This window comes from Sphingomonas chungangi (assembly GCF_013778325.1).
Lineage (GTDB): Bacteria > Pseudomonadota > Alphaproteobacteria > Sphingomonadales > Sphingomonadaceae > Solisphingomonas > Solisphingomonas chungangi.
Genome location: NZ_JACEIB010000003.1, coordinates 215,279 through 236,294 on the forward strand (window position 1 = coordinate 215,279; position 21,016 = coordinate 236,294).

At 65.7% G+C, this 21,016-nt stretch carries 18 protein-coding genes; 8 read left to right on the forward strand and 10 right to left on the reverse strand.

What is annotated here, in order from left to right; all coding sequences use genetic code 11:
* Positions 1–352: 352 nt before the first annotated feature.
* The 10 genes from HZF05_RS05365 to HZF05_RS05410 form a co-directional block, all read right to left on the reverse strand.
* Positions 353–1,216 (reverse strand): SGNH/GDSL hydrolase family protein, encoded by an 864-nt coding sequence (locus HZF05_RS05365; RefSeq protein WP_160363343.1) that lies wholly within the window; start codon positions 1,214–1,216, stop codon positions 353–355.
* Positions 1,194–2,381 (reverse strand): MFS transporter, encoded by a 1,188-nt coding sequence (locus HZF05_RS05370; RefSeq protein WP_160363344.1) that lies wholly within the window; start codon positions 2,379–2,381, stop codon positions 1,194–1,196. Before HZF05_RS05370 ends, HZF05_RS05365 begins: the two co-directional genes overlap by 23 nt.
* A gap of 98 nt (positions 2,382–2,479) precedes the next feature.
* On the reverse strand, positions 2,480–4,003 hold the full coding sequence (locus tag HZF05_RS05375; protein ID WP_160363345.1) for a carboxylesterase/lipase family protein: 1,524 nt from the start codon (positions 4,001–4,003) through the stop codon (positions 2,480–2,482).
* Complete coding sequence (locus HZF05_RS05380) at positions 4,000–5,502, reverse strand: AMP-binding protein (RefSeq protein WP_160363346.1); 1,503 nt, start codon at positions 5,500–5,502, stop codon at positions 4,000–4,002. The genes HZF05_RS05375 and HZF05_RS05380 overlap by 4 nt, the downstream gene beginning before the upstream one ends.
* Before the next feature lie 10 nt (positions 5,503–5,512).
* Positions 5,513–6,340: an SDR family NAD(P)-dependent oxidoreductase gene (locus tag HZF05_RS05385; protein WP_160363347.1), complete on the reverse strand. Its 828-nt coding sequence runs from the start codon at positions 6,338–6,340 to the stop codon at positions 5,513–5,515.
* 17 nt (positions 6,341–6,357) lie between these two features.
* On the reverse strand, positions 6,358–6,780 hold the full coding sequence (locus HZF05_RS05390; RefSeq protein WP_160363348.1) for a MaoC/PaaZ C-terminal domain-containing protein: 423 nt from the start codon (positions 6,778–6,780) through the stop codon (positions 6,358–6,360).
* Complete coding sequence (locus tag HZF05_RS05395) at positions 6,773–7,231, reverse strand: MaoC family dehydratase N-terminal domain-containing protein (protein WP_160363349.1); 459 nt, start codon at positions 7,229–7,231, stop codon at positions 6,773–6,775. Before HZF05_RS05395 ends, HZF05_RS05390 begins: the two co-directional genes overlap by 8 nt.
* A 1-nt stretch (position 7,232) precedes the next feature.
* Positions 7,233–8,417: a lipid-transfer protein gene (locus HZF05_RS05400; RefSeq protein ID WP_160363350.1), complete on the reverse strand. Its 1,185-nt coding sequence runs from the start codon at positions 8,415–8,417 to the stop codon at positions 7,233–7,235.
* Positions 8,418–8,442: 25 nt separating this feature from the next.
* Positions 8,443–9,573: an acyl-CoA dehydrogenase family protein gene (locus HZF05_RS05405; RefSeq protein ID WP_160363351.1), complete on the reverse strand. Its 1,131-nt coding sequence runs from the start codon at positions 9,571–9,573 to the stop codon at positions 8,443–8,445.
* A 140-nt stretch (positions 9,574–9,713) separates the two neighbouring features.
* The gene (locus HZF05_RS05410) at positions 9,714–10,325 is read right to left on the reverse strand and encodes a TetR/AcrR family transcriptional regulator (protein WP_246331688.1); all 612 of its coding nucleotides are present in this window, start codon (positions 10,323–10,325) and stop codon (positions 9,714–9,716) included.
* A 205-nt stretch (positions 10,326–10,530) separates the two neighbouring features.
* Between HZF05_RS05410 and HZF05_RS05415 the strand changes: the two genes are divergently transcribed.
* The 8 genes from HZF05_RS05415 to iolB all read left to right on the forward strand — a co-directional run bounded on the left by HZF05_RS05415 (position 10,531) and on the right by iolB (position 20,944).
* A complete protein-coding gene (locus HZF05_RS05415) occupies positions 10,531–12,654 on the forward strand; it encodes a TonB-dependent receptor (protein ID WP_181638803.1) in 2,124 nt (707 codons plus the stop codon).
* A gap of 100 nt (positions 12,655–12,754) precedes the next feature.
* Positions 12,755–13,633, forward strand: a complete 879-nt coding sequence (locus tag HZF05_RS05420) for an alpha/beta hydrolase fold domain-containing protein (RefSeq protein ID WP_246331690.1) — start codon at positions 12,755–12,757, stop codon at positions 13,631–13,633.
* On the forward strand, positions 13,614–14,459 hold the full coding sequence (locus tag HZF05_RS05425; protein ID WP_160363355.1) for an alpha/beta fold hydrolase: 846 nt from the start codon (positions 13,614–13,616) through the stop codon (positions 14,457–14,459). The genes HZF05_RS05420 and HZF05_RS05425 overlap by 20 nt, the downstream gene beginning before the upstream one ends.
* A gap of 21 nt (positions 14,460–14,480) precedes the next feature.
* Complete coding sequence (iolG, locus tag HZF05_RS05430) at positions 14,481–15,473, forward strand: inositol 2-dehydrogenase (RefSeq protein ID WP_160363356.1); 993 nt, start codon at positions 14,481–14,483, stop codon at positions 15,471–15,473.
* The gene (locus HZF05_RS05435) at positions 15,470–17,395 is read left to right on the forward strand and encodes a bifunctional 5-dehydro-2-deoxygluconokinase/5-dehydro-2-deoxyphosphogluconate aldolase (protein WP_160363357.1); all 1,926 of its coding nucleotides are present in this window, start codon (positions 15,470–15,472) and stop codon (positions 17,393–17,395) included. The genes iolG and HZF05_RS05435 overlap by 4 nt, the downstream gene beginning before the upstream one ends.
* Complete coding sequence (gene iolD / locus HZF05_RS05440; RefSeq protein WP_160363358.1) at positions 17,392–19,224, forward strand: 3D-(3,5/4)-trihydroxycyclohexane-1,2-dione acylhydrolase (decyclizing); 1,833 nt, start codon at positions 17,392–17,394, stop codon at positions 19,222–19,224. The genes HZF05_RS05435 and iolD overlap by 4 nt, the downstream gene beginning before the upstream one ends.
* The gene (iolE, locus tag HZF05_RS05445) at positions 19,221–20,114 is read left to right on the forward strand and encodes a myo-inosose-2 dehydratase (RefSeq protein WP_160363359.1); all 894 of its coding nucleotides are present in this window, start codon (positions 19,221–19,223) and stop codon (positions 20,112–20,114) included. Before iolD ends, iolE begins: the two co-directional genes overlap by 4 nt.
* Positions 20,111–20,944: a 5-deoxy-glucuronate isomerase gene (gene iolB / locus HZF05_RS05450; RefSeq protein ID WP_160363360.1), complete on the forward strand. Its 834-nt coding sequence runs from the start codon at positions 20,111–20,113 to the stop codon at positions 20,942–20,944. The genes iolE and iolB overlap by 4 nt, the downstream gene beginning before the upstream one ends.
* The last annotated feature ends 72 nt before the right edge of the window (positions 20,945–21,016 follow it).

Genomic DNA, 21,016 nt, shown 5'->3' on the forward strand with positions numbered 1-21,016 from the left:
ATCGGCGGGATCAGCCAGATATGCTGACCCAGACTCTCCGCGCCCATGGAACGACGGGCTCAAGATCCGCACGGCGCACGCCGCCGTCGCTCCGCATTTCGACTACCGGCCGAACCATCTCGCGGCGGCGCTCGGCGCTGCCCTTTGTGGGGTCTAGGTCGGGGCGGCGGACAATATCGAGCATGTCGAATGCGCACGGGCGGTGTTCGACGCGCGGGATTGAGCGGCGACGGCCGCATGCGACCATCCTGAAATCGTTTTGCTGTCGCGAATGGCCGTCTTTGTGGCCTCAGGACGTCGCCCGTTTCCTTTCCCTCGCAACGATCGACGATGTGACGTGGTCATCGGCGGCTCAGCGCGATCGATCGAGGCTCGCGCGGATCGCGTCCGCGACGGCCTGGGCACCCTCGGCGTTGGGATGGAAGGGCACACCCGTTCTCGGGGCTGGACCATTGATCCATGGATCCGCGGAGCACACCCCGTGCTCAGCGCCGATGATGTTCATGTCGACGAACAAGGCGTCCGATAGGCGCGCGGCCTTTCGTGTGGCTGCGGCGAGGTGATCGGCCGCATCGCGGGCTTTCGCCGCGGCATCGTCGGAAATCCCCAGGGCCGGGCACGAACCTGACGGTGGGAGGGCTGGCGGATAGCTGGCAAGGACGATCCTCGCCAAGGGCGCTCGGCGCCGAGCTTCCTTCACGATCCGGACGAGGTTGCCTGTGACCTTGTCGAAGGCTCGGGGATCGACCGGCGGCGGCTTGCCGACCAGGGCGTGATCTATGGCGCTGACCTTCGCCGACGCATGGATGAGTCCGCCGATATAGCCGATATCGTTACCGCCCGTCGTTATCGTGACCAGACGCGCCGCCGGACCGATCGCGTCGAGTTGCGGGCCGAGGAACATCTGCCCTCCGTCGAGGATATGGTCTGTCGTCGATCCGGAGCAGGTCATATCGACCAGCGACAGTGCAAGGTCCCGGGCGAGCAGATGTGGATAGCCGCCGGTTGTCCGCATGCACACCAGCGGACTTCCAGGCGCATGCGGGCCCAGTCCGATCCCGGCCGCGAACGAACTGCCCATCGCGACATATTGGCCGGACGTGTCGGGCTTCCGCTTTCCCTGCACGACGATGACGATCAGGACGGCGCCGATCAAAGCCGCGATCACGCAGATCGTGCCGAGCAGGATGGCTCTAGCCGTTCGACGCCATGCCATCCGCGCGCTCGCGATGTCTTTTCAGCTGGATGAAGAAGGATGCGATCCCGCCGATGATGCCGACGACGGCGCCGGGCAGGAACAGGCTGGAATATCCGCCCATGCCAATGATTGCGGCGGCGATCGAGGGCGTCAGGATTTGCGGTGCCCCTCCGGCGACGCCCAGCAAGGCCATGTCCCGCCCGGCGGCATCGGGATCGGGCAGCACGAGCGCCATAAGCTTGAGATCGATCGCGACGTAGATTCCGAAGGACACGCCAACCCCCGCCGAAAACACGATCATCGCCGTCCATGTCGGATACAGCGCGGGCACCATGATCGAAAGACCGATCCCGATCGACGACAGGCCAACGATCCATTGGATCTTCGCGATGCGGTCCGCGATGAACCCGGTGATCGGCGTGACGACGATCCAGCCCACCGTGATGATGCTGAACACGACGCTGACCGCCTTGCCCGCATCACGCCCGGGAAGGCGCTGCAGGCCGATATAATCCTGCACCAGGAAGAAGAGATAACCGGTCACCGAATAGAAGGCGATGAAGAGGAGGAAGCGCGACACGAACGCCAGCGAGAAATCGCGATCGCCGAAACTGCTCAGCGCCCAGCCCTGCTTCGGCCGCGCCTGCACCTTTCTTTCGAGATAGGGGGACTCGGGCGTGAAGCCGATCAGGATGCCCGTACCAGCCAGAAGCACCGCCGCGATCGCCATGTAACTGCCCAGGGCCGATGTGACGAAGCTGGTGATATTGACACCGATCAAGGTACCGACTGGCGCACCCAGCGCGATCGCCGCCGAGACTTTCCCGAGATCGCCCGGCGCCACACGATCCGTCAGCATCGCGGTCATCGCGGCCTGGTAGAAGTTGAGTGCGAGCCAGAGCGCCGGCATGAGGATCATCAGCGCCCCGGCGCTTCGGGCAGATCCCATCATTACCAGCAGGATCGCGGCGACGGTACAGCCGATCGCGATGCTCGGCGTGCGACGCCCCCAGCGGCTGTGGGTCCGGTCGGATATCATCCCGCCCAGAACCATGCCGAAGATCGCCAGGATCGCGGCGAGCGTCGTCGTCGTCGCCAGCAGGCTCACCTTGTGCACCGGATCGAACTGCTGAAGCGAGCGCGGCAGGGCGATACTGGCGACACCCTGATAGGCTGAGGTCAACCCCGTCGCCGATGCGAATATGGTCGCTACCAGCCGCCACCTGGAATGCCCGCTTGAGCGTGCGTTCGGACGGGCCAGCGGTTCCGGTACGATCATGTTCATGGAAGGAACATGGCTGCGGGCATGACCGGCTCGTGCGCGGCCGACATGGCGGCGCATGCGAAGACCATCCTGGTCTCGGTGTCGTAGGCAGGCCACGGCAGAATGCCGTCCCGCGCGAATCCGGTCCACATTGTTCTCAACTGGTCTGAAAGCTCGACCGGCGGATTCGGGCCGAGCATGGCGTCAGGCCCGCTTGCCATCTCGACCGTGCCGAATACGAAGGGAAGATCGACACCGTGCGCCGCGCCGACCTTTCCGCCGAGCGCGGGTGAGCGCCACTCGAATTCGAAGACATGGGCCTGCCCGGCGTGCAGTTCGGCGGTTCGCCTTGCCATCCAGCGAAACATGAGGTCGTTGAGCGCCGGCATCAGCACCGCACCGGTCTTGGTGCCGGGCCGGCCCAGTCCGTAGGCGCGCAACGCCGCGCGGGCGCGCGGCATGGCCTTGTGGACCAGCAGCACCGCCTGCCAGCGCCGGACCTTTTCGAAGAAATTGCCGAGCAGGAAGAAGGCATTCACCTCTTGCGCCGTCGAACCGATCAGCAGGTCGATCTCGGCGCCGACACCGCGCCGCAACGCCTCCATAGTCTCGAGCGGAAGCACGTCGTCGCCATGGACCGGCATGAAGCGGGTCAGGCCGAACGACGGATCGCGGCCGCTCCGATCGCGCATGTCGAAGAGGAGGCTGGGTTTGAGCACCCAGCTCTGCGCCCCCAGCAGACGATCGCGTGGGACGCCGAGGAACCCTTCGCGGGTCGCCGGCACCTTCAGCCGCCGTGCGAGCCTGCGCACAAGTTTCTGCATCGTCGCGCGATCGCGTGTCACCACGCCGTGGCCGCTGTGGCAGATCGCCCGATGGAAAAGCCCCTTCGCCAGCGGCGAATGGAGGAGCACGGCGATGCAGCAGGCGCCACCCGAATGGCCGAACAGCGTGACGTTGCCGGGATCGCCGCCGAACAGCGCGATGTTGTCGCGCGTCCATTGGAGGGCCGCGACCATGTCGCGCAGGCCGAGGTTCGTTGGGACGCCCGGGAGGGGCAGGAAGCCCTCGATCCCGACGCGATAGTTGATCACGACGCAGACGACCCCGTCGCGCGCAAGCGGTACCCCGTCGAAGGCCGGCACGTCCTTGCTGCCGCCCACGAAGCCCCCGCCGTAGATATAGAGCATGACAGGGCGCTTCGCCTGTCGATCCGCAGCGGAGAAGACGTTGAGCGTCAGATAGTCCGGGCCGTCCGGTAGCTGTGGCACGCTGACGGCCGAGAGATCGATGTTTGGCGGCGAGGGAGGCAGGATTTGCGGCGGACAGGGGCCGGGCCTGGTGGCATCACGCACACCTTCCCAGGGCTCCACCGGCTGCGGTTCGCGAAAACGCCGTTCGTCGGTCAGCGGGGCAGCGTAGGGGATGCTGTAGAAGCAGCGGACGCCGTTTCGCTCGACACCTTCGACGACGCCGTCGGCGAGCGTCACGCGAACGACGTCGTCCGGTGTCGCCCTGTCGTTTGCCGGCCTGAAAGTCATGAATTCATCCGTTTCGGTGCGATCGCGAACGGCCGCCCGATCGAAAGCCAGTGCAATCGCTCGTCGCGGAGAGCGCCACGACGCACCTTCCCGGCTTCGTCGCGCAGTGCATCGGCGACCTGCTCGTAGCTTTCGGGGCATTTGTAGGCGGACAGTCGGACGCGGGAGAAGGCATCGAGCTCCTCCGGCGATACCGTGGTCGCGGGGCGCGGCTCGATCAGGGCATGGACGCGGTGACCGAGTTCGTCGCACGGCAGTCCGATCACCACCGCGCCGGTGACGGCCGGATGCTCGCTAAGCACCGCCTCGATCTCCGCAGGATAGATGTTGACCCCGCCGCGTACGATCATGTCGCTGCGCCGGTCGGCAAGGAACAGATAGCCGTCTTCGTCGATATGGCCCAGGTCACCGAGCGACATGCGCCGCTCCGCATCGAGCTTCATCTCGGCGCCGATATAGTGGAAGCGATCGGCCGCGCCGGGCGGGAAGAATATCTCGCCGATCTCGCCGGGCGGGCAGGGGGCGCCCGCCGCGTTGCGGATGCTGATCGTATCGGGCGGGACACGTCCGACCGAGCCCGGCTTGCCGAGCCATTCCTCGCCGGTGATCATCGTGCCGGGCCCTTCGGTGCCGGCATAGCCTTCGAGGATCCGTTCCGGCCCCAGCCAGTCGATCCAGGCCTGCTTGAGCCAGATGGGGCAGGCGGCCGCCATATGCACGATCTTGCGCAGTGACGAGAGGTCGTAGCGGTCGCGGACCTCGGCCGGCAGGCTCCAGATGCGGTGCATCATGGTCGGCACGAGGAAGGCCCATTCGACGCGATGTCGCTCGACCAGCGCCAGCCATTGCTCGGGATCGAACCGCTCCATTCCGACCACCTCGCTGCCTGCGAGCAACCCAAGCGTCGTGAACAGGAAACCGGCATTGTGATGGAGCGGACCGGCATTCAGCATCACCCCACCGCTCGGCATTTCCACCAGCCGGATGAGCCCTTCGATCCGCGCGGTCAGCCGCGGAGGCCCGTGGTCGACGATGAGCTTGGGCCGACCGGTCGATCCGCCGCTGCCGATGGCCTTCCAGTTGTCGGCCGTCAGGCCGCGCGGCGGGGGAGGGACGGTGGGGGCCGATTGGTCGGCACCGATCACCGACACGCCGTCGATCGCGTCCCCGGTGGCCCGCACGAGGATGCGGGGTGCGGCGAGATCCACCATCTGCTGCAGCTCGTGCCCGGGCAGTCGCGTCGGCAGGACGCAGGGCGTGGCGCCCGCCTTCCACGCGGCGAACGACCAAATGTGATGGGCAACGCCGTTGGGCAGCGAGATCGCGACCAGTTCGTTCGGCGCCACACCCAGCGCGAGAAGTTGACCGGCGCGCGCATCGGAGCGGCGATCGAGCTCGCCCCAACTGATCGCGTCATCGGCATAGCGCAGGGCGATGGCACCCGCCCGTTCGCTGCTGCCCCGCGCCTTGAGGACGGTCCCGAAGCTCGGATCGTTCATGGCATGTGCCTCAGATGCTGACGCCGCCACCGACGACCAGTATCTCGCCAGAGACATAGTCGCTCTCGGGCGAGCAGAAGAGATAGACACCGCCGGCCGCTTCTTCGGGCGTGCCGGCGCGGCCGAGCGGTACCAGCGTCTTGAGTGCGCCGAGCACCTGGCTCGGCACGCCGGCCTGAATCTGCCGGCCCTCGATCTCGATCTTCGTCTCCGGATCGTCGTTGGCCTTGGTCAGCCGCGTCTCGATGAAGCCGAATGCAACGCAGTTCACGCAGACCTTGAGGCGGCCCCATTCCTTGGACAGCGTCTTGGTCATGCCCACCAGTGCCGCCTTGGCCGAGCTGTAGTTCACTTGTCCGGCATTGCCATGGGTGCCGGCCATCGACGAGATGTTGACCACCTTGCGGATCACCTCGCGTCCCTCGGCCGCCTCCTGCTTGGCCATCGTCCGCCACGGTTCGGCGGCGGCGCGCAGGATACGGAACGGTGCCGTCACGTGCACGTCGAGCATCGCCTGGAACTGTTCGTCGCTCTGCTTTTGGATCACGCCATCGCGCGTGTAGCCGGCATTGTTGACGATGATGTCGAGGCCGCCGAAGCGATCGAGCGCCATCGCCACGAAGCGTTCGCCGAAATCGGCAGCGGTGACATTGCCCACGCAGGCGACGGCCTCACCGCCCGCTGCCTCGATCGCCGCCACCGTTTCGAGAGCAGGTGCCTCGTCGAGATCGTTGACGACGACTTTCGCTCCCTCCGACGCGAGCTTGAGCGCGACCGCGCGGCCGATGCCCCGCCCCGAACCCGAGATGATCGCAACCTTGCCGTTGAGCTTCCCCATGATTGCCCTCTCCAATGTCAGGCCAGTGCCACGACGGCTTCGCCGTCGAGCGTCTGGACATCCTTGTCCGTCCAGCTGCCGATTTTCACGCGCGCCCGCCACTCGCCCGCTTCTTCGAAGATCTCGACGACCTCGCCCCGGCAGGTGACGGCGGCATGTAAAGGTGTGATCGCCGTGAAGCGCGCCGACCAGCGCCGCAGCCTCTCCTGCGGCGCCCAGCGCGTCAGCATTTGCGCGAGATAGGCCATGGAGAGCATGCCGTGCGCGAACACGTCTTCCATGCCGGCCGCCCTGGCGAAGTCGCTGTCGATATGGAGCGGCACGTGATCATGGCTGGCGCCGGCGAACAGCGCCAGCGTCGTCCGCGAAATCGGTGGCAGAACATGATCGGGCAGGCGATCCCCCACCGCGACCCGGGTCTCCGTCAACAGATCAGCCATTGCGCACCACCGTGACCACGCGCATTTCCGCGCAGAGTTGACCCGCCGCGTTCTCGAAGAGCGTCTCGTGCGTCACGAATTCGAGCGCGCCGCCCTTCTTGGCGACGATGTCGCGCGTCGTCTGGCGGAGCGTGAGCCGATCGCCGGCGTGCACGGTGCGGTGATAGGTGAAGCCCTGCTCGCCGTGCAGTACCCGGGACATCGGGATGCCCAGTCCTTCGTCCTCATCGAAGATGTCGCCACGACGCGGCCGCGGGTTGATGCTGATCGAGAAGAAGTAGGTCGGCGGCACGGGAAGATCCGGATGGCCCGCCGTGCGCGCTGCCGCCTCGTCGAAATAGATCGGGTCGGTCTCGCCCGTCGCCTTCGCGAAGAATTTGAGGAAGCCGCGTTCGATCTCAATCGTCCGAGGCTCGGAGTCCACGCCGAGGTGGCGGTCGCGATCGATCATCTCAGGCCGCCTTGCCGTAGAGGGTGACGACGCAGGCACCGCCGAGCCCGAGATTGTGCTGGAGCGCGAAGCGGACGCCGTCCACCTGTCGTCTGTCGGCGGTGCCGCGCAGCTGTTGGGTGAGCTCGTAGCATTGGGCCAAGCCGGTGGCCCCGAGCGGGTGGCCTTTGGACAGCAGGCCGCCCGAGGGGTTGGTGACGTGATCGCCGCCATAGCTGTTTCGGCCGTCGCGGATATAGGCCTCGGCGCCGCCCTCCGGGCACAGGCCCAGCGCCTCGTAGGTGATAAGTTCGTTGGGCGCGAAGCAATCGTGCAGTTCGACCGCCTGGATGTCGCCTGGTCCCACTCCGGCGGCTTCATAGACCTGACGCGCCGCCGCCTTCGACATGTCGTACCCGACCACCGACATCATCGATCGGCCTTCCCATGTATCGGCATAATCCGTGGTCATCGCCTGCGCGGCGATTTCCACCGGCGCATCCAGCCCATGCTTCGCCGCGAAGGCCGGCGAGACCAGCAGCGCAGCTGCTGCGCCGCAGGTCGGCGGACACGCCTGGAAGCGCGTGATCGGGCCATAGAGATGCTTCGATCCCATCACCTCCTCGATCGTGATCGGTGCGCGCAGCAGAGCCAGCGGATTGTTCGCGGCGTGGCGCCGGGCCTTGACCGAGATCAGGCCGAACACCTCGTCGACGATGCCGTAGCGCTGCTGGTAATCGACACCGGCGCCCCCAAATTGTTGCGCGGCCATCGGCGCGGTGTCGTCCCAGCCCTGGATTTCGACCTGCTTCGAAAGGTGATAATCGAGCGTCCGCTTGCGATCGGCGAACACCATGCCGAGCGCGCCGGGCAGCATCTGCTCGAATCCCACGGCCAGCACGCAATCCGCCACACCATGCTCGATCGCCTGCCGCGCGAGATACAGCGCGGTCGATCCGGTCGAGCAATTGTTGTTGACGTTGACGATCGGGATGCCGGTGCAGCCGACCCGATAGAGTGCTGATTGGCCCGCGGTCGAATCCGCATAGACGTAGCCGGCATAGGCCTGCTGGATCAGATCGTAGCGGATGCCGGCATCGGCGAGCGCCAGCCGGATCGCCTTCTCGGCCATCACGTCCCAGTCCTCGCTCTGGCCGGGCTTGGCGAAGGGGATCATCCCGACGCCGGCGATACGTGCCTTGGTCATATCCTCACTCCTTGCGCGCCCGGGGTCACAGGGACCGGGCGACGATCAGCTTCATGATTTCGTTGGCACCGCCGTAGATCCGCGACACGCGGGCGTCGGCGAACAGGCGGGCGATCGGATATTCGGTCATGTAGCCGTAGCCGCCGAACAGCTGCAGGCAGGCGTCCGCCACCTTCGAAAGCGTCTCGGTGGTCCAGAGCTTCGCGGCGGCGGCAGTGGCAGGATCGAGATCGCCGGCCAGAAGCCGCACCATCATCGCATCGACCAGCGTCCGTCCAGCCAGCGCCTGCGCCTTGCAGTCGGCGAGCACGAACTGCGTGTTCTGCTGCTCGAACAGCGGCTTGCCGAACGCTTGGCGCTCGCGCGTGTAGGCGACGGTGAGATCGATTGCGCGCTCGATGTTGACCACCGCATCGAGCGCGATCGTCAGCCGCTCCCACGCCAGCTGGTGCATCAGCTGGGTGAAGCCGCCACCGGCTTCTCCCAGCAGGTTCGCTTCGGGCACGAACACATCGTCGAACGCCAGTTCGGAGGTGTCCTGGCCGTGCATGCCGATCTTGTCGAGCTTGCGACCTCGCGAGAATCCGGCGGCGCCATCCGTTTCGACCATCAGGATCGACAGCCCCCGTGCGCCGGTCCCGGCCTCGGTGCGCGCCACCACGGCGATCAGGCTGGCCGTCTGGCCGTTGCTGATGAAGGTCTTCTGCCCGTTGAGCAGGAAGCCGCTCTCGACGCGCCTGCCGGTCGTGCGCACCGCCTGCAGGTCCGATCCGGCGCCCGGCTCGGTCATGGCGATGGCGGCGATTCTTTCACCGCGCGCCATGGAGGGAAGCCAGCGCTTCTTCTGCTCCTCGGTGCCGTAAGCAAGGATGTAGTGGCCGACAATCGAAGAGCTCACCATGTTGGCGACGCCGAAACTGCCGCCGAGACCAGCGCGGCTCATCTCCTGATGAATGACCGCCTCATGGGCCCGGGTGCCGCCACCGCCGCCGTAAGCTTCTGGAATTCCGGCACAGAGCAGGCCCGCCTCGGCCGCCTTGCGCCACGATGCGGCGTCCACGGCGCCGGAAATCTCCCAGGAGGCGGCCATCGGGACCAGCTCGCCGCCCAGGAAGCGTGCGACCTGCTCGCCCAGCATGGCGAGCTCGTCGTCCATCCAAGGGCTTCCGGCTCGCGAGGATGACCTATCGGTCAATATCGGCTCTCCTTGTGACGCCCGCCGACGCTTTCGGCGTCTAGCGACTCATTTTCTGGAAAGCTGGGTATCAGTGTTACCAATGGGTATCAATGAAAAATTTATCGACGTGGGGCGAGGCCTGCCGTCAGCTGGTTTACGAACTTCTCCGCCACCATCGCAGCGCTGAGCGCGCCTCCTTCGTCGAACCAGCGCGCGATGCCGTTGAGCGCACCTGCGATCATGAAGGCGGTGAGCTTGGGGTCGCCGCGGGCGATCGAGCCGTCTTCGGTGCCGAGCGCCAGCAGTTCGCGCATGCGCGCGTCGATTTGGCGCATGCCACGCTGCATCAGATCGCCACCGGGGCCGCCAATATGCGCATCCAGAACGACGATGATGCAGCGCCCGAAATCGGTAGCCATTACCTCGGCATAGTGGCGAAGCAGGTGCTGTAGCTGCGCCAGGGCGGTCGATTCACGGTCGCCCTCGATCGCCTCCAGGATGCGGTCGAGGGCGCGCGTGGCGACGGCGCTGACTAGATCATCCTTGTTTCGCGCATAATAATAGAGCGTCGGCTTGGTGATGCCGAGGCGCGCGGCGATGTCGTCGAGTGAGGTCCGATGATAACCGCGCTCGGCGAAGGCCTCGGCTGCGGCATGGAGGACCGCTTCCCGCTTCTCTTCGCGCTCCGCATTCCTGTCCCGCCCAGCCCATGGGGATTTCACCGTCTTCATTCTAGCCACGTGCAACGCTCTCCTTCGGTTGAAATCTAGCCGAAATCGATCTCCCGGCAAGAGGTCCGAGATTCGATATTGCACATGGAGTTACTAGTGAGTAACATGAAGTCCGATCGACAATGGCGCATCGAGACGCCTTCACGATGGGGAGAGGCTGATGACAAGGAATTCGTTCCGGCGAGTGGGTTACGGGGCTGCTTCGATGCTGGCCATTGCCGCCATCATGCCGGCGGCCGCGGAGGCGGTCGAGCAGCTGTCGGCCGCCTCCGTTTCATCCACCGGCGGTGCCGCCGACATCATCGTCACGGCGCGCAAGCGCAGCGAGAATCTCAAGGACGTGCCGGCGTCGATCCTGGTGGTCAACAAGGCCCAGATCGCCAACCTCAATGCCAAGACACTCGAGGACCTGAACGGCGCCGCGCCGAACCTGCATGTCGGCGACGACGGCACGCTGACCATCCGCGGGATCAGTTCGACAGCGCGCAATGTAGGTTTCGAGGCGGGTGCGGCCGAATATATCGACGGCGTCTATCAGGGCCGTCCGATCGGCAACAACCAGGACCTCACCGATATCGAACGGGTCGAGGTGCTGCGCGGCCCGCAGGGGACGCTCTACGGCAAGAACACCACCGCCGGCGCGATCAGCATCGTCACGGTGCGGCCGGGCGACAGCTGGACCGGGCGCGGCGAGGTCCAATATGGCGAGGAGAATGATCTGCGCGTCGCCGGTTATGTCGCCGGCCCGGTAGTCGCCGACACGCTGGGGATCAAGCTTTCTGGCTTCCGGCGCAAGTCGGACGGCTATGGGCGCAATGTGCTCGACGGAGTGCCCTTCGGAAATTACGATTCGGCGGGCGGCCGTGGCGAGATTCGCCTGACCACCGGGCCGTTCGATGTCTCGCTGCGCGGCGACTACACCTGGGATGACGGCCTGCCCCCGCTTGCCAAGCCGGTGGCCGGATTCGCTGCGGCGTTCGCGCCTGGGCGGGACGAAATCGCGCAGGATCGTGACACGTTCAACCACGAGAAGAGCGGCGGCGTTTCCCTGACCGGTGATGTCGATCTCGGTGGCGGCTATACGCTCACATCGATATCGGCTTGGCGCGCCATTCGCGACTTTTCGGGCGGGGATGACGATTCCAGCCCGCTCGACGCCGTATATCACAGGTTCCTCGACAAGTCGCGGCAGGTCACCCAGGAGGTGCGGCTGGCCTCGCCCTCGACTGGCCGGTTCAGTTGGATCGTCGGCGGCTATTATTTTCACCAGCGGCTAAGTTCGGTGCGACCGATCACCCTATCCACCGATTTCCCGGCTCAAGGCGTCGTCGCCGACAATGTGATGGTCTGGACCGATTCCTTCGCGGCGTTCGCGAACGGCGACTATCACCTGACCGACAAACTCACGCTCAACGCCGGCGTGCGATTCACTTCGGAGCATAAAAGGCTCGACTTCGTGCAAACGGGTATCCCGGGCTTCTTCTACCCGGATTACAACATCAAGGATCACTTCACCGATACCGATGTCTCTCCAACGGCATCGCTCAGCTACAAATTCTCACCCGCGGTGACGACCTACATAAAATTCAGCCGCGGCTTCAAATCGGGGGGCTGGAATCCGGACATCACCACCACACCGAACATCAAGTTCGATCCCGAGAAGGTCAATAATTTCGAGGCCGGCCTGCGCACCAGCTTCGCAGGCGGGAAGCTCGGCCTGAATCTGACCGCCTATTACATGGATTATTCGGACCTCCAGGTCAGCCAACTGCTCAGCACCAGTCTAGGTTATGTCATCACCAATGCTGGTAAGGCACGCGTAAAGGGCGTTGAGGTGGAGTTGACCGCGCAGCCTGTGTCGTGGCTGACACTGACCGCCAACGCTGCCTATAACGATGCGCGCTATCACGATTTCGACTCCGGCATCCCTAACCTTGCTGATCCGAGCACGACCATCAACTATGCTGGGCAGCGTTTCACGTTTACGCCCGCCTTCTCGGGTTTCCTCGGAGTGGACACGAATATTCCGCTGAATTCCGCCGTGTCATGGAAGACACATGGGGACGTACGGTATCAGAGCAAGATCTTCTTCGACGACGCCCGCACCGTCTCATCTATCGGGCCGTTTTCTCAGAAAGGCTATGCCAAGGTCAATCTTCTGAGCGGGCTGAGTTTCCGCGACGGGCTGGAGGTGATGCTGTTCGTCGACAACCTGACCAACAACCGCGCGCTCGAAAATCGGGCGAGCGACGCGCTCGGCTTCGGCCTGATCCTCGATCAATACACACGACCGCGCGAGATCGGCGGACGTGTCTCCTTCAAGTTCTGACGGTAATGCTGGTGCAGGCACGATTGATCAGGAACGCGCGGCTGGCAGGCCCGGCGAGATGGTAAGTCTGTCCGCTCGGGTCACGCAGACTGCGGTGCGCATGATCACGTCCGCGACGAAGGCGCATGACGAGGAGGGGCTGCTCAAGGCGACGACGCGACGCCCGACCGCAGGACATCCTCCGCCGCATGTCCGCCGTAAGGTCGATGTCCGGCAGCGTACGGTGCGGGGGCGGCCCGTCTACACGCTCAGCAAGCGTGGCGCCGCGGCGAACGCAGGTCACCTGCTCTATTGGTGCGGCGGCGCTTATTGCCACCCGCCGGCCTTCCTCCATTGGTATTTTGTCGCAGCCCTGGTCGATGAGCTGGGAATTACCTGCACCGTCCCGCTCTATCCGCTCGCGCCCGAGCACAGCTGCGCGGAGGGCATCGCCTTCGCCAGCGGCATCTACCGTGACCTGCTCGCCGAATATGGTGCCGACCAACTGTATATGGGAGGGGATTCGGCCGGGGGAGGGCTTGCGGTCGCCACCTGGCAGGCGGTCGGGACGAAACCGGCGCGGCTGGTGCTGATCGCGCCCTGGCTCGATGCGGGGGCCAGCGATCCGTCGCAATCGGCGATTGAGCGCTACGATTGGCTGATGGACAGCTCGACCATCCGTACTTGGGGAAAGTGGTGGGCACATGGCCGGCCGCTCGACGATCCGCTCGTCAGCCCGCTCTTCGGCGATCTGAGCGATTTCCCGCGGGCGCTGCTGATCTGTGGAACGCGGGACATCCTGGTGGCGGATGCGCGTCGGCTCGCCGCCATCGTGCCGGAGCGGATCCGTTATATCGAGGTGCCCGGCCTCATGCACGCTTATCCGCTGCTGACCTGGATCCCCGAATCCCGCCGTGTCCGGGAAGAGATCGGGGCTTTCTTTGCCTGTGAACGCTCCCCAATGAACCGAGGAGGGCATCGTGCCGCATACCAGCTCTGAGCCGCGCATCTATTTCGAGACGCTTGGCGATCCGAACGATCCGCCGCTGCTGCTCATCGCCGGCCTCGGTGCGCAGATGGTCGGCTGGCGCGAAGCCTTCGTGCAGCAGCTGGTCGATCGGCATCTCTTCGTCGTGCGGCTGGACAATCGCGACGTCGGTCTGTCTGACAAGATGGCAGGAGCCGACGTGCATGTCGCCGACTACGGCATCGATGCGCTGGCCGACGATGCCTGCCGCGTGCTCGATACGCTCGGACTGCCGTCGGCGCATGTCGCAGGCGAGTCGATGGGTGGTGGCATCGCCCAACGCATGGCCATCACGCGCCCGGATTGTGTCCGCTCGGCCACTCTCTTCTATACCTCGCCCGGCTTCGACCCCGCGTTCCTGACGGAAGAGCTTCTCGAGAGATTGGGCTCGCCTCCCGCTCTGTTCGATCTGTCGCGCGATCAGGCCATCGCCGTGATGATCGAGGCGGAGAGGGTTTCGGCAGCGAGCGATTACCCGTTCGACGAGGCCTGGTACCGGCGATCGAAGGAGTTGGCCTATGACCGCTGCTATCGCCCCGATGGCGCCCTCCGCCAGGCGAGCATGGTGGCGAGGGCCGGGGGGTGGCGCGACGAGCTGGGGCGGATCCGCTGCCCGGTGGCGATCATCCATGGCCGCACCGACCGGTTGATCAAGCCGGAAGCGGCGCTGGAACTGGGCCGCCTCATTCCGCATGCCGAGGTCCACATTTATCGAGGCATGGGCCACGCCCCCGTCCCCGAATTGTGGGACGAATATATCCCGATCATGCTGCGCACCATCGCAAGGGGCGAGGAATGATGCCGGTGCGGGAGGCATATCGTGCCCCATGACATAGCCCTGCTGGGTGCCGGCCGCATCGGGCGGATCCATGCTGCGAACCTGATGGCCCAGCCAGAACTCTGCCTGCGCTATGTCGCCGACGCCTCGCCGGGGGTCGCGGAGGCGCTGGCTCGTTCCTGCGGTGCGCAGGTCGCGACGGTGGATGCGGTGCTCGGCGATCCCGATGTCGCGGGCGTCATCATCGCCACCAGTACCGACACGCATCTTGATCTCGCTCTCCGCGCACACGCTGCTGGCAAGGCGATCTTCTGCGAAAAGCCGGTCGATCTCGATCTCGGTCGCGCCGTCGCAGCGGCCTCCGATCTGGCCGAGGCACGGCTGTTCGTCGGGTTCAACCGCCGTTTCGATCCGAGCTTCGCCGCGCTCGAACGGCGGCTGCGGGCCGGTGAGTTGGGCAAGCTCGAAACGCTGCAGATCGTCAGCAACGATCCGGCGCCGCCGCCGATCGATTACGTTGCGCGGTCCGGCGGCCTGTTCAAGGACATGACGATCCACGACTTCGACATGGCGCGCTTTCTGCTGGGCGACGAGCCGGTAGAGGTTTTCGCCTGGGGAAGCTGCCTCGTCGATCCTGCGATCGGGGGAGCGGGGGACATCGATACCGCACGCGTGATGCTCAAGACGGCGAACGGCGCGATCTGCACGATCGCGAACAGCCGCCGCAGCGGCTTCGGCTACGATCAGCGGATCGAGGCCTTCTGCTCCGGCGGCATGATCTCCGCCGACAACGTGACGGAAACCACGCTGCGGCTGTGGCGGCAGGACGGCGCTACCGGGCCTGCGTTGCAGAACTTCTTCCTCGAACGCTACGCGGCCGCCTTCCGGGCGGAGATGGCCCATTTCGCGGACGTCGTGACTGGGCGCGCCCAGCCGATGGCCAGGTTCGCGGACGGCATCGCGGCGCTGGCGCTGGCCGATGCGGCGGCGCGATCGATGGCCACCAATGCGCCAGTGCGTCTGGATCGGGCATGAGAGCCGAACCGGGAACCGGCAGGCTGGACCTGATCGCGATGGGGCGGGCCGGTGTCGATCTCTACGGCGAGCAGGTCGGCGGACGGCTCGAGGACGTGACGAGCTTCGCCAAATATCTCGGCGGCAGCCCGGCAAACACGGCTGTCGGCGGCGCGCGGCTCGGTCTGCGCACCGCCCTGCTGACCCGTGTCGGCGACGACCATATGGGGCGCTTCCTTCGCGAACAGCTGACGCGGGAGGGCGTGGAGACGGCGGGTGTGCTCACCGATCGCGAGCGGCTGACGGCGCTCGTCCTGCTGGGAATCCGTGATCCCGACAGTTTCCCTCTGGTCTTCTATCGCGAGAATTGCGCTGACATGGCGCTTTGCACCGAGGATATCGATCCGGCCCTGTTGACGCGCGCCGATGCCCTGCTGATCAACGGCACCCACATGTCGCGCCCCGGCGTGCGGGCGGCGAGCGTCAAGGCGGCGCAACTGGTCAAGGCGCAGGGTGGCCGTATCATCCTCGACGTCGACTATCGTCCCGTATTGTGGGGACTGACACCGCGCGATCGGGGCGAAGACCGGTTCGTGGCCGATGCGGGCGTCACGGCCGCACTCGACCAGATGCTGCCGCTCTGCGATCTGATCGTCGGCACCGAGGAAGAAATCCATATCCTCGGCGGAACGACCGACACCCTCGCGGCGCTGCGGCGGATACGGCGGCGGTCCCACGCCCTGCTGGTGCTGAAGCGGGGTGCGCACGGCTGCGTCGCGTTCCCCGGCGCGATACCGGCCTCGCTGGAGGAGGGATGCGTCGGGCAGGGATTCCCGATCGAGGTGTTCAACGTGCTCGGCGCGGGCGACGCCTTCATGGCGGGCTTCCTGCGTGGCTGGCTGCGCGGCGAGGATATCGCCACCTGCTGCTCGTGGGCCAATGCCTGTGGGGCGCTCGTCGTCTCGCGCCACGGCTGCGCTCCGGCCGCGCCCAGTTGGGACGAGCTGATGCTGTTCCTCTCCCGCCAGGATTGGCCGGCACGTCTCCGCGACAGCCCTATGCTGGAGCAGAAGCACTGGTCGTCCACCCGTACAGGCACATATGACAGCCTCTGCGTGCTCGCCATCGACCATCGCAGCCAGTTCGAGGAACTGGCGGCGGGGCAGGCGGACGCCGAGCGGATATCACGCTTCAAGGCGCTCGCGTTGCGGGCGGTCGAGCAGGCGACGGGGGACCGCCCCGGAGTCGGCGTGCTGATCGACGACCGCTATGGCGTGCGCGTGCTCGAGCGAGCTGGGAGGCTGCCCTATTGGATTGGTCGTCCCATTGAGGAGCCGGGCTCGCGCCCGCTGCGGTTCGAAGGCGCGGCCAGCGTTGAGGAGACACTGAAGGCATGGCCGGCTGGTCAGGCGGTCAAGTGCCTGGTCTTCTACCATCCCGATGATCCTCCCGTGCTCCGCGCGGAGCAGGACGAGAAGATCCTGCGCCTCTCCGCCGCGTGCCGCGCGAGCCGTCACGAACTGCTGCTGGAAATCATCGCTTCGGGCCACGGCGCGATCGGACCCGATACCGTCTCGACCGTGATCCGGCATATCTACGATCTCGGTGTGTATCCGGACTGGTGGAAGCTGGAATCCAGCGCCGATATCCGGGCCTGGTCGGCGATCGAGGCAGCGATCCAGGAGCGTGATCCGGAATGCCGGGGGATCATCCTGCTGGGACTCGCTGCGCCGGAGGCGGATCTGCTCGCGAGCTTTACGGTTGCCGCCGCCTGTCCGCTGGTCAAGGGCTTCGCGGTCGGGCGGACGATCTGGCACGACGTCGCGCGCCACTGGTTCGCAGGGGCGATCGGCGACGAGGAGGCGGTCGATCGACTGGCCACGAACTTCGAAGCGCTGATCGCCGGATGGCACGAGGCCCGGCAGCAGGCGACGGCTGGATGAGCACCATCCGACTGACGATGGCGCAAGCGCTGGTTCGCTGGATGATAGCCCAGCGTGTCGAGATCGATGGCGTGGAGATGCCCTATTTCGCCGGAATCTGGGCGATCTTCGGGCACGGCAATGTCGCCGGGCTCGGCGAAGCGCTGGCCGCTGTCGATGATCAGCTGCCGACCTATCGTGGGCACAACGAGCAGGGCATGGCCCACGCCGCCATAGCCTATGCCAAGGCCTGCCGTCGCCAGCGGGCGATGGCGTGCACCAGCTCGATCGGCCCGGGCGCGACCAACATGGTGACAGCGGCCGCCCTGGCGCACGTCAACCGACTCCCCGTGCTCTTCCTGCCGGGCGACGTGTTCGCCAGCCGGCGCCCGGACCCCGTGCTCCAGCAGATCGAGAATTTCGCCGACGCGACGGTGACCGCCAACGATTGCTTCCGTCCCGTCAGTCGCCTGTTCGATCGCATCACCCGCCCCGAGCAGATCCTGGACGCTGGCCCTCGTGCAATGGCGATATTGACCGATCCCGCCGACTGCGGCCCGGTGACGCTTGCCTTGTGTCAGGATGTCCAGGCCGAGGCCTACGACTATCCGGTGTCGTTCTTCGAGCGACGCACGTGGCGGACACGACGGATCCGGCCCGACACACGGGAACTCGATGTCCTCGCCACGGCTCTTCGTGAGGCCGATCGCCCGCTGATCATTGCCGGCGGGGGTGTGCTCTATGCGCGGGCCGAGCAGGAGCTCGCCATGTTTGCCGCGGACATGGGGATTCCGGTGGCGGAAACGCAGGCCGGGAAGGGGGCGATGCCGTGGGAGCATCCGATGGCGCTCGGTGCGGTCGGCGTCACCGGGAGCGCGGCGGCCAATCACGCCGCCGCGGCGGCCGATCTGGTCATGGGAGTCGGCACGAGACTGCAGGATTTCACGACCGGATCGCGGACGCTGCTGGCCGGGCGGCTGTTCCAGGTGAATGTCGCGCCGGGCGATGCGGCCAAGCAGCGGGCTGAACCCGTCGTGGGCGATGCCGGCGAAGTGCTCGCGGCTTTGCGCGCGGCGTTGGCGGGCAGTCGTATGCCGGCTGCCTGGCAGAAGCAGTGCCGCGCCGCGGTCGGCGAATGGAACCGCGTTGCGGACCGTGCGATGGCGTCCGACGGGCGCCTTCCCAGCGATGCGCAGGTGGTCGGTGCGGTGTGGCGCTCGGTCGATGCCGATGCGGTGGTCGTCTGTGCGGCGGGCGGTCTGCCGGGCGCGCTGCACCAGCTCTGGCGACCGAGGAGTGCAGGCACCTATCACGTCGAATACGGATATTCCTGCATGGGCTACGAGATTGCCGGCGGCCTGGGCGTCAAGATGGCGGGCCCCGGTCGCGAGGTGGTCGTGATGGTCGGTGACGGCAGCTATCTCATGCTTAACTCCGAGCTCGCGACCTCGGTCATGCTGGGCCTCAAGCTCGTGATCGTGCTGCTCGACAATCGGGGGTTCGGCTGCATCGACCGGCTGCAGCGCGCGACCGGCGGGCGGCCCTTCAACAATCTGCTGGCCGATGCCCGTCACGTTGAGCCGCCGGCGATCGATTTCGTTCAGCACGCCCGCAGCCTTGGCGCGGCGGCGGAGAAGGTGACGACGATCGCCGAGCTCGAAGCCGCGCTGGGTCGGGCTGCGGGGAACCCGATCAGCTACCTCATCCAGATCGACACCGATCCCCGCGCTACCGTGGATGAGGGGGGATGGTGGTGGGATGTCGCCGTCCCCGAAATATCGGATCGGCCGGAAGTACGCGCTGCCCGCGATGCCTATGACGAACGGATCAACGAAGGAGCATGGCTATGACGATCCGCTGGGGCGTCAGCCCCATCGCCTGGTCGAACGACGACATGCCGGAGTTGGGCGGTGCCACGACGCTCGAGACGCTGCTCACTGAGGTGCGCGACATCGGCTTCGACGGCGTCGAGCTCGGCAACAAGTTTCCACGCGATGCCGCGACCCTCGGGCCGATCATGGCGCGTCACGATCTCGCGCTGATCGGTGGATGGTATGGCAGCCAGCTCCTCCGGTGCGATGCCGATGCCGAGATCGAGGCGCTGCAGCCGCATCTGGCTCTGCTTCGCGCGATGGGGTCGGAGGTCTTCATCATCGCCGAGACTTCGAACGCGGTGCACGGAGATCGCGCCAGCCGGCTTGACCGCCATCCGGTGCTGGACGCGGCCGACTGGCCGGGCTTCGGGCAGAGGCTGAACGGCGTGGCGGCCCACGTCCGCGATGCCGGCCTGCGGCTCGCCTACCACTACCATCTCGGCACCGTGGTCGAGACGGAGGCTGAGCTTCGCCGGCTGATCGACGTGACCGACGACATGGTCGGCCTCGTGGTCGACACCGGGCATGCGGTGTACGGCGGGATCGATCCGGCAGCGCTGGTGCGCGAACATCCGGAGCGCGTCGCGCATGTTCATTGCAAGGACGTGAGGCGGGTGGTGCAGCGCCAGATTCATGCGTCCGGTCGCAGCTTCCTCGACGGAGTGATCGAGGGCATGTTCACGGTGCCCGGGGACGGCGACTACGATTTTGCGCCCTTTTTCGGGGCCCTTGCCGCGACGGCGTATAATGGATGGATCGTGGTCGAGGCGGAGCAGGATCCTGGTATCGCCGATCCCCGGCAGTACCAGCAAGTCGGGCTCGATACGGTCAAGAGGCTGGCCCGGCAGGCGGAGTTGACTGTATGACCCTGCTCGTTCGTTCGCGCACGCCGGGCGACGACGGCGTCTCCGTCGAGGTCACGCCCGAAAGCGCGGGCTGGAACTATGTCGGCTTTCGTCTGGAAAGGCTGGGCGCCGGCACCCGACGCACGTTTCATGAGGCTGATCGCGAGACGTGCTTGGTCTTCGTCACCGGCACGGGCCACGTCTCGGCAGGCGCGGCGTGCTTCAACGGACTGGGCGGAAGGGCGACACCCTTCGACGGTGCGCCGACCGCGGTCTATCTGCCGTCCGGCGTGGTCTGCGAAATCGAAGCCGTCACCGATATCGAACTCGCCATCTGCACCGCACCGGCCGAAACGACGCGCGAGGTTCGCCTGATCGCGCCCGAGGACAGCTTGCTGGAAGCGCGTGGGCGAGGCAGCAACACACGATACGTGCGCAACATCCTGTCGGACGCATCGGATATCTCGGAGCGGCTGCTCGTCGTCGAGGTCATAACCCCCGGCGGCCATTGGTCGAGCTATCCGCCGCACAAGCACGAACTCGATTCATGGCCACAGGAAACCGCGCTGGAAGAGACCTATTATCATCGGTTGAAGCCGCCAGGGGGCTTCGCTGTTCAGCGCGTCTATACCGACGATCGCTCGCTGGACGTGACGATGACGGTCGAAGATGGCGATGTCGTGATGGTGCCGCGCGGCTACCATCCGGTCGGCGTCCCGCACGGGTACGATCTCTATTATCTCAACGTCATGGCCGGGCCGATCAAGGCGTGGAAGTTCACCAACGATCCGTCGCATGCGTGGATCATCGAACTTGGCTCTTGCGCCTCGAATGGGCCGGCAACAGTCTGATTTGGCCGCAAGGCAATTTCTTCCACTACGCATGTTTGACATATAGGAAAAAAATAGACTAATTGGAAATTA

Bases quoted from the DNA above. Each gene is read 5' to 3' on its own strand.
- HZF05_RS05405 (WP_160363351.1), bottom strand. From the start codon at position 9,573: ATGGACGACGAGCTCGCCATGCTGGGCGAGCAGGTCGCACGCTTCCTG.
- HZF05_RS05400 (WP_160363350.1), bottom strand. From the start codon at position 8,417: ATGACCAAGGCACGTATCGCCGGCGTCGGGATGATCCCCTTCGCCAAG.
- HZF05_RS05420 (WP_246331690.1), top strand. From the start codon at position 12,755: ATGATCACGTCCGCGACGAAGGCGCATGACGAGGAGGGGCTGCTCAAG.
- HZF05_RS05375 (WP_160363345.1), bottom strand. From the start codon at position 4,003: ATGACTTTCAGGCCGGCAAACGACAGGGCGACACCGGACGACGTCGTT.
- iolD (WP_160363358.1), top strand. From the start codon at position 17,392: ATGAGCACCATCCGACTGACGATGGCGCAAGCGCTGGTTCGCTGGATG.
- HZF05_RS05435 (WP_160363357.1), top strand. From the start codon at position 15,470: ATGAGAGCCGAACCGGGAACCGGCAGGCTGGACCTGATCGCGATGGGG.
- HZF05_RS05410 (WP_246331688.1), bottom strand. From the start codon at position 10,325: ATGAAGACGGTGAAATCCCCATGGGCTGGGCGGGACAGGAATGCGGAG.
- HZF05_RS05385 (WP_160363347.1), bottom strand. From the start codon at position 6,340: ATGGGGAAGCTCAACGGCAAGGTTGCGATCATCTCGGGTTCGGGGCGG.
- HZF05_RS05380 (WP_160363346.1), bottom strand. From the start codon at position 5,502: ATGAACGATCCGAGCTTCGGGACCGTCCTCAAGGCGCGGGGCAGCAGC.
- HZF05_RS05390 (WP_160363348.1), bottom strand. From the start codon at position 6,780: ATGGCTGATCTGTTGACGGAGACCCGGGTCGCGGTGGGGGATCGCCTG.
- HZF05_RS05365 (WP_160363343.1), bottom strand. From the start codon at position 1,216: ATGGCATGGCGTCGAACGGCTAGAGCCATCCTGCTCGGCACGATCTGC.
- iolB (WP_160363360.1), top strand. From the start codon at position 20,111: ATGACCCTGCTCGTTCGTTCGCGCACGCCGGGCGACGACGGCGTCTCC.
- HZF05_RS05395 (WP_160363349.1), bottom strand. From the start codon at position 7,231: ATGATCGATCGCGACCGCCACCTCGGCGTGGACTCCGAGCCTCGGACG.
- HZF05_RS05415 (WP_181638803.1), top strand. From the start codon at position 10,531: ATGCTGGCCATTGCCGCCATCATGCCGGCGGCCGCGGAGGCGGTCGAG.
- iolE (WP_160363359.1), top strand. From the start codon at position 19,221: ATGACGATCCGCTGGGGCGTCAGCCCCATCGCCTGGTCGAACGACGAC.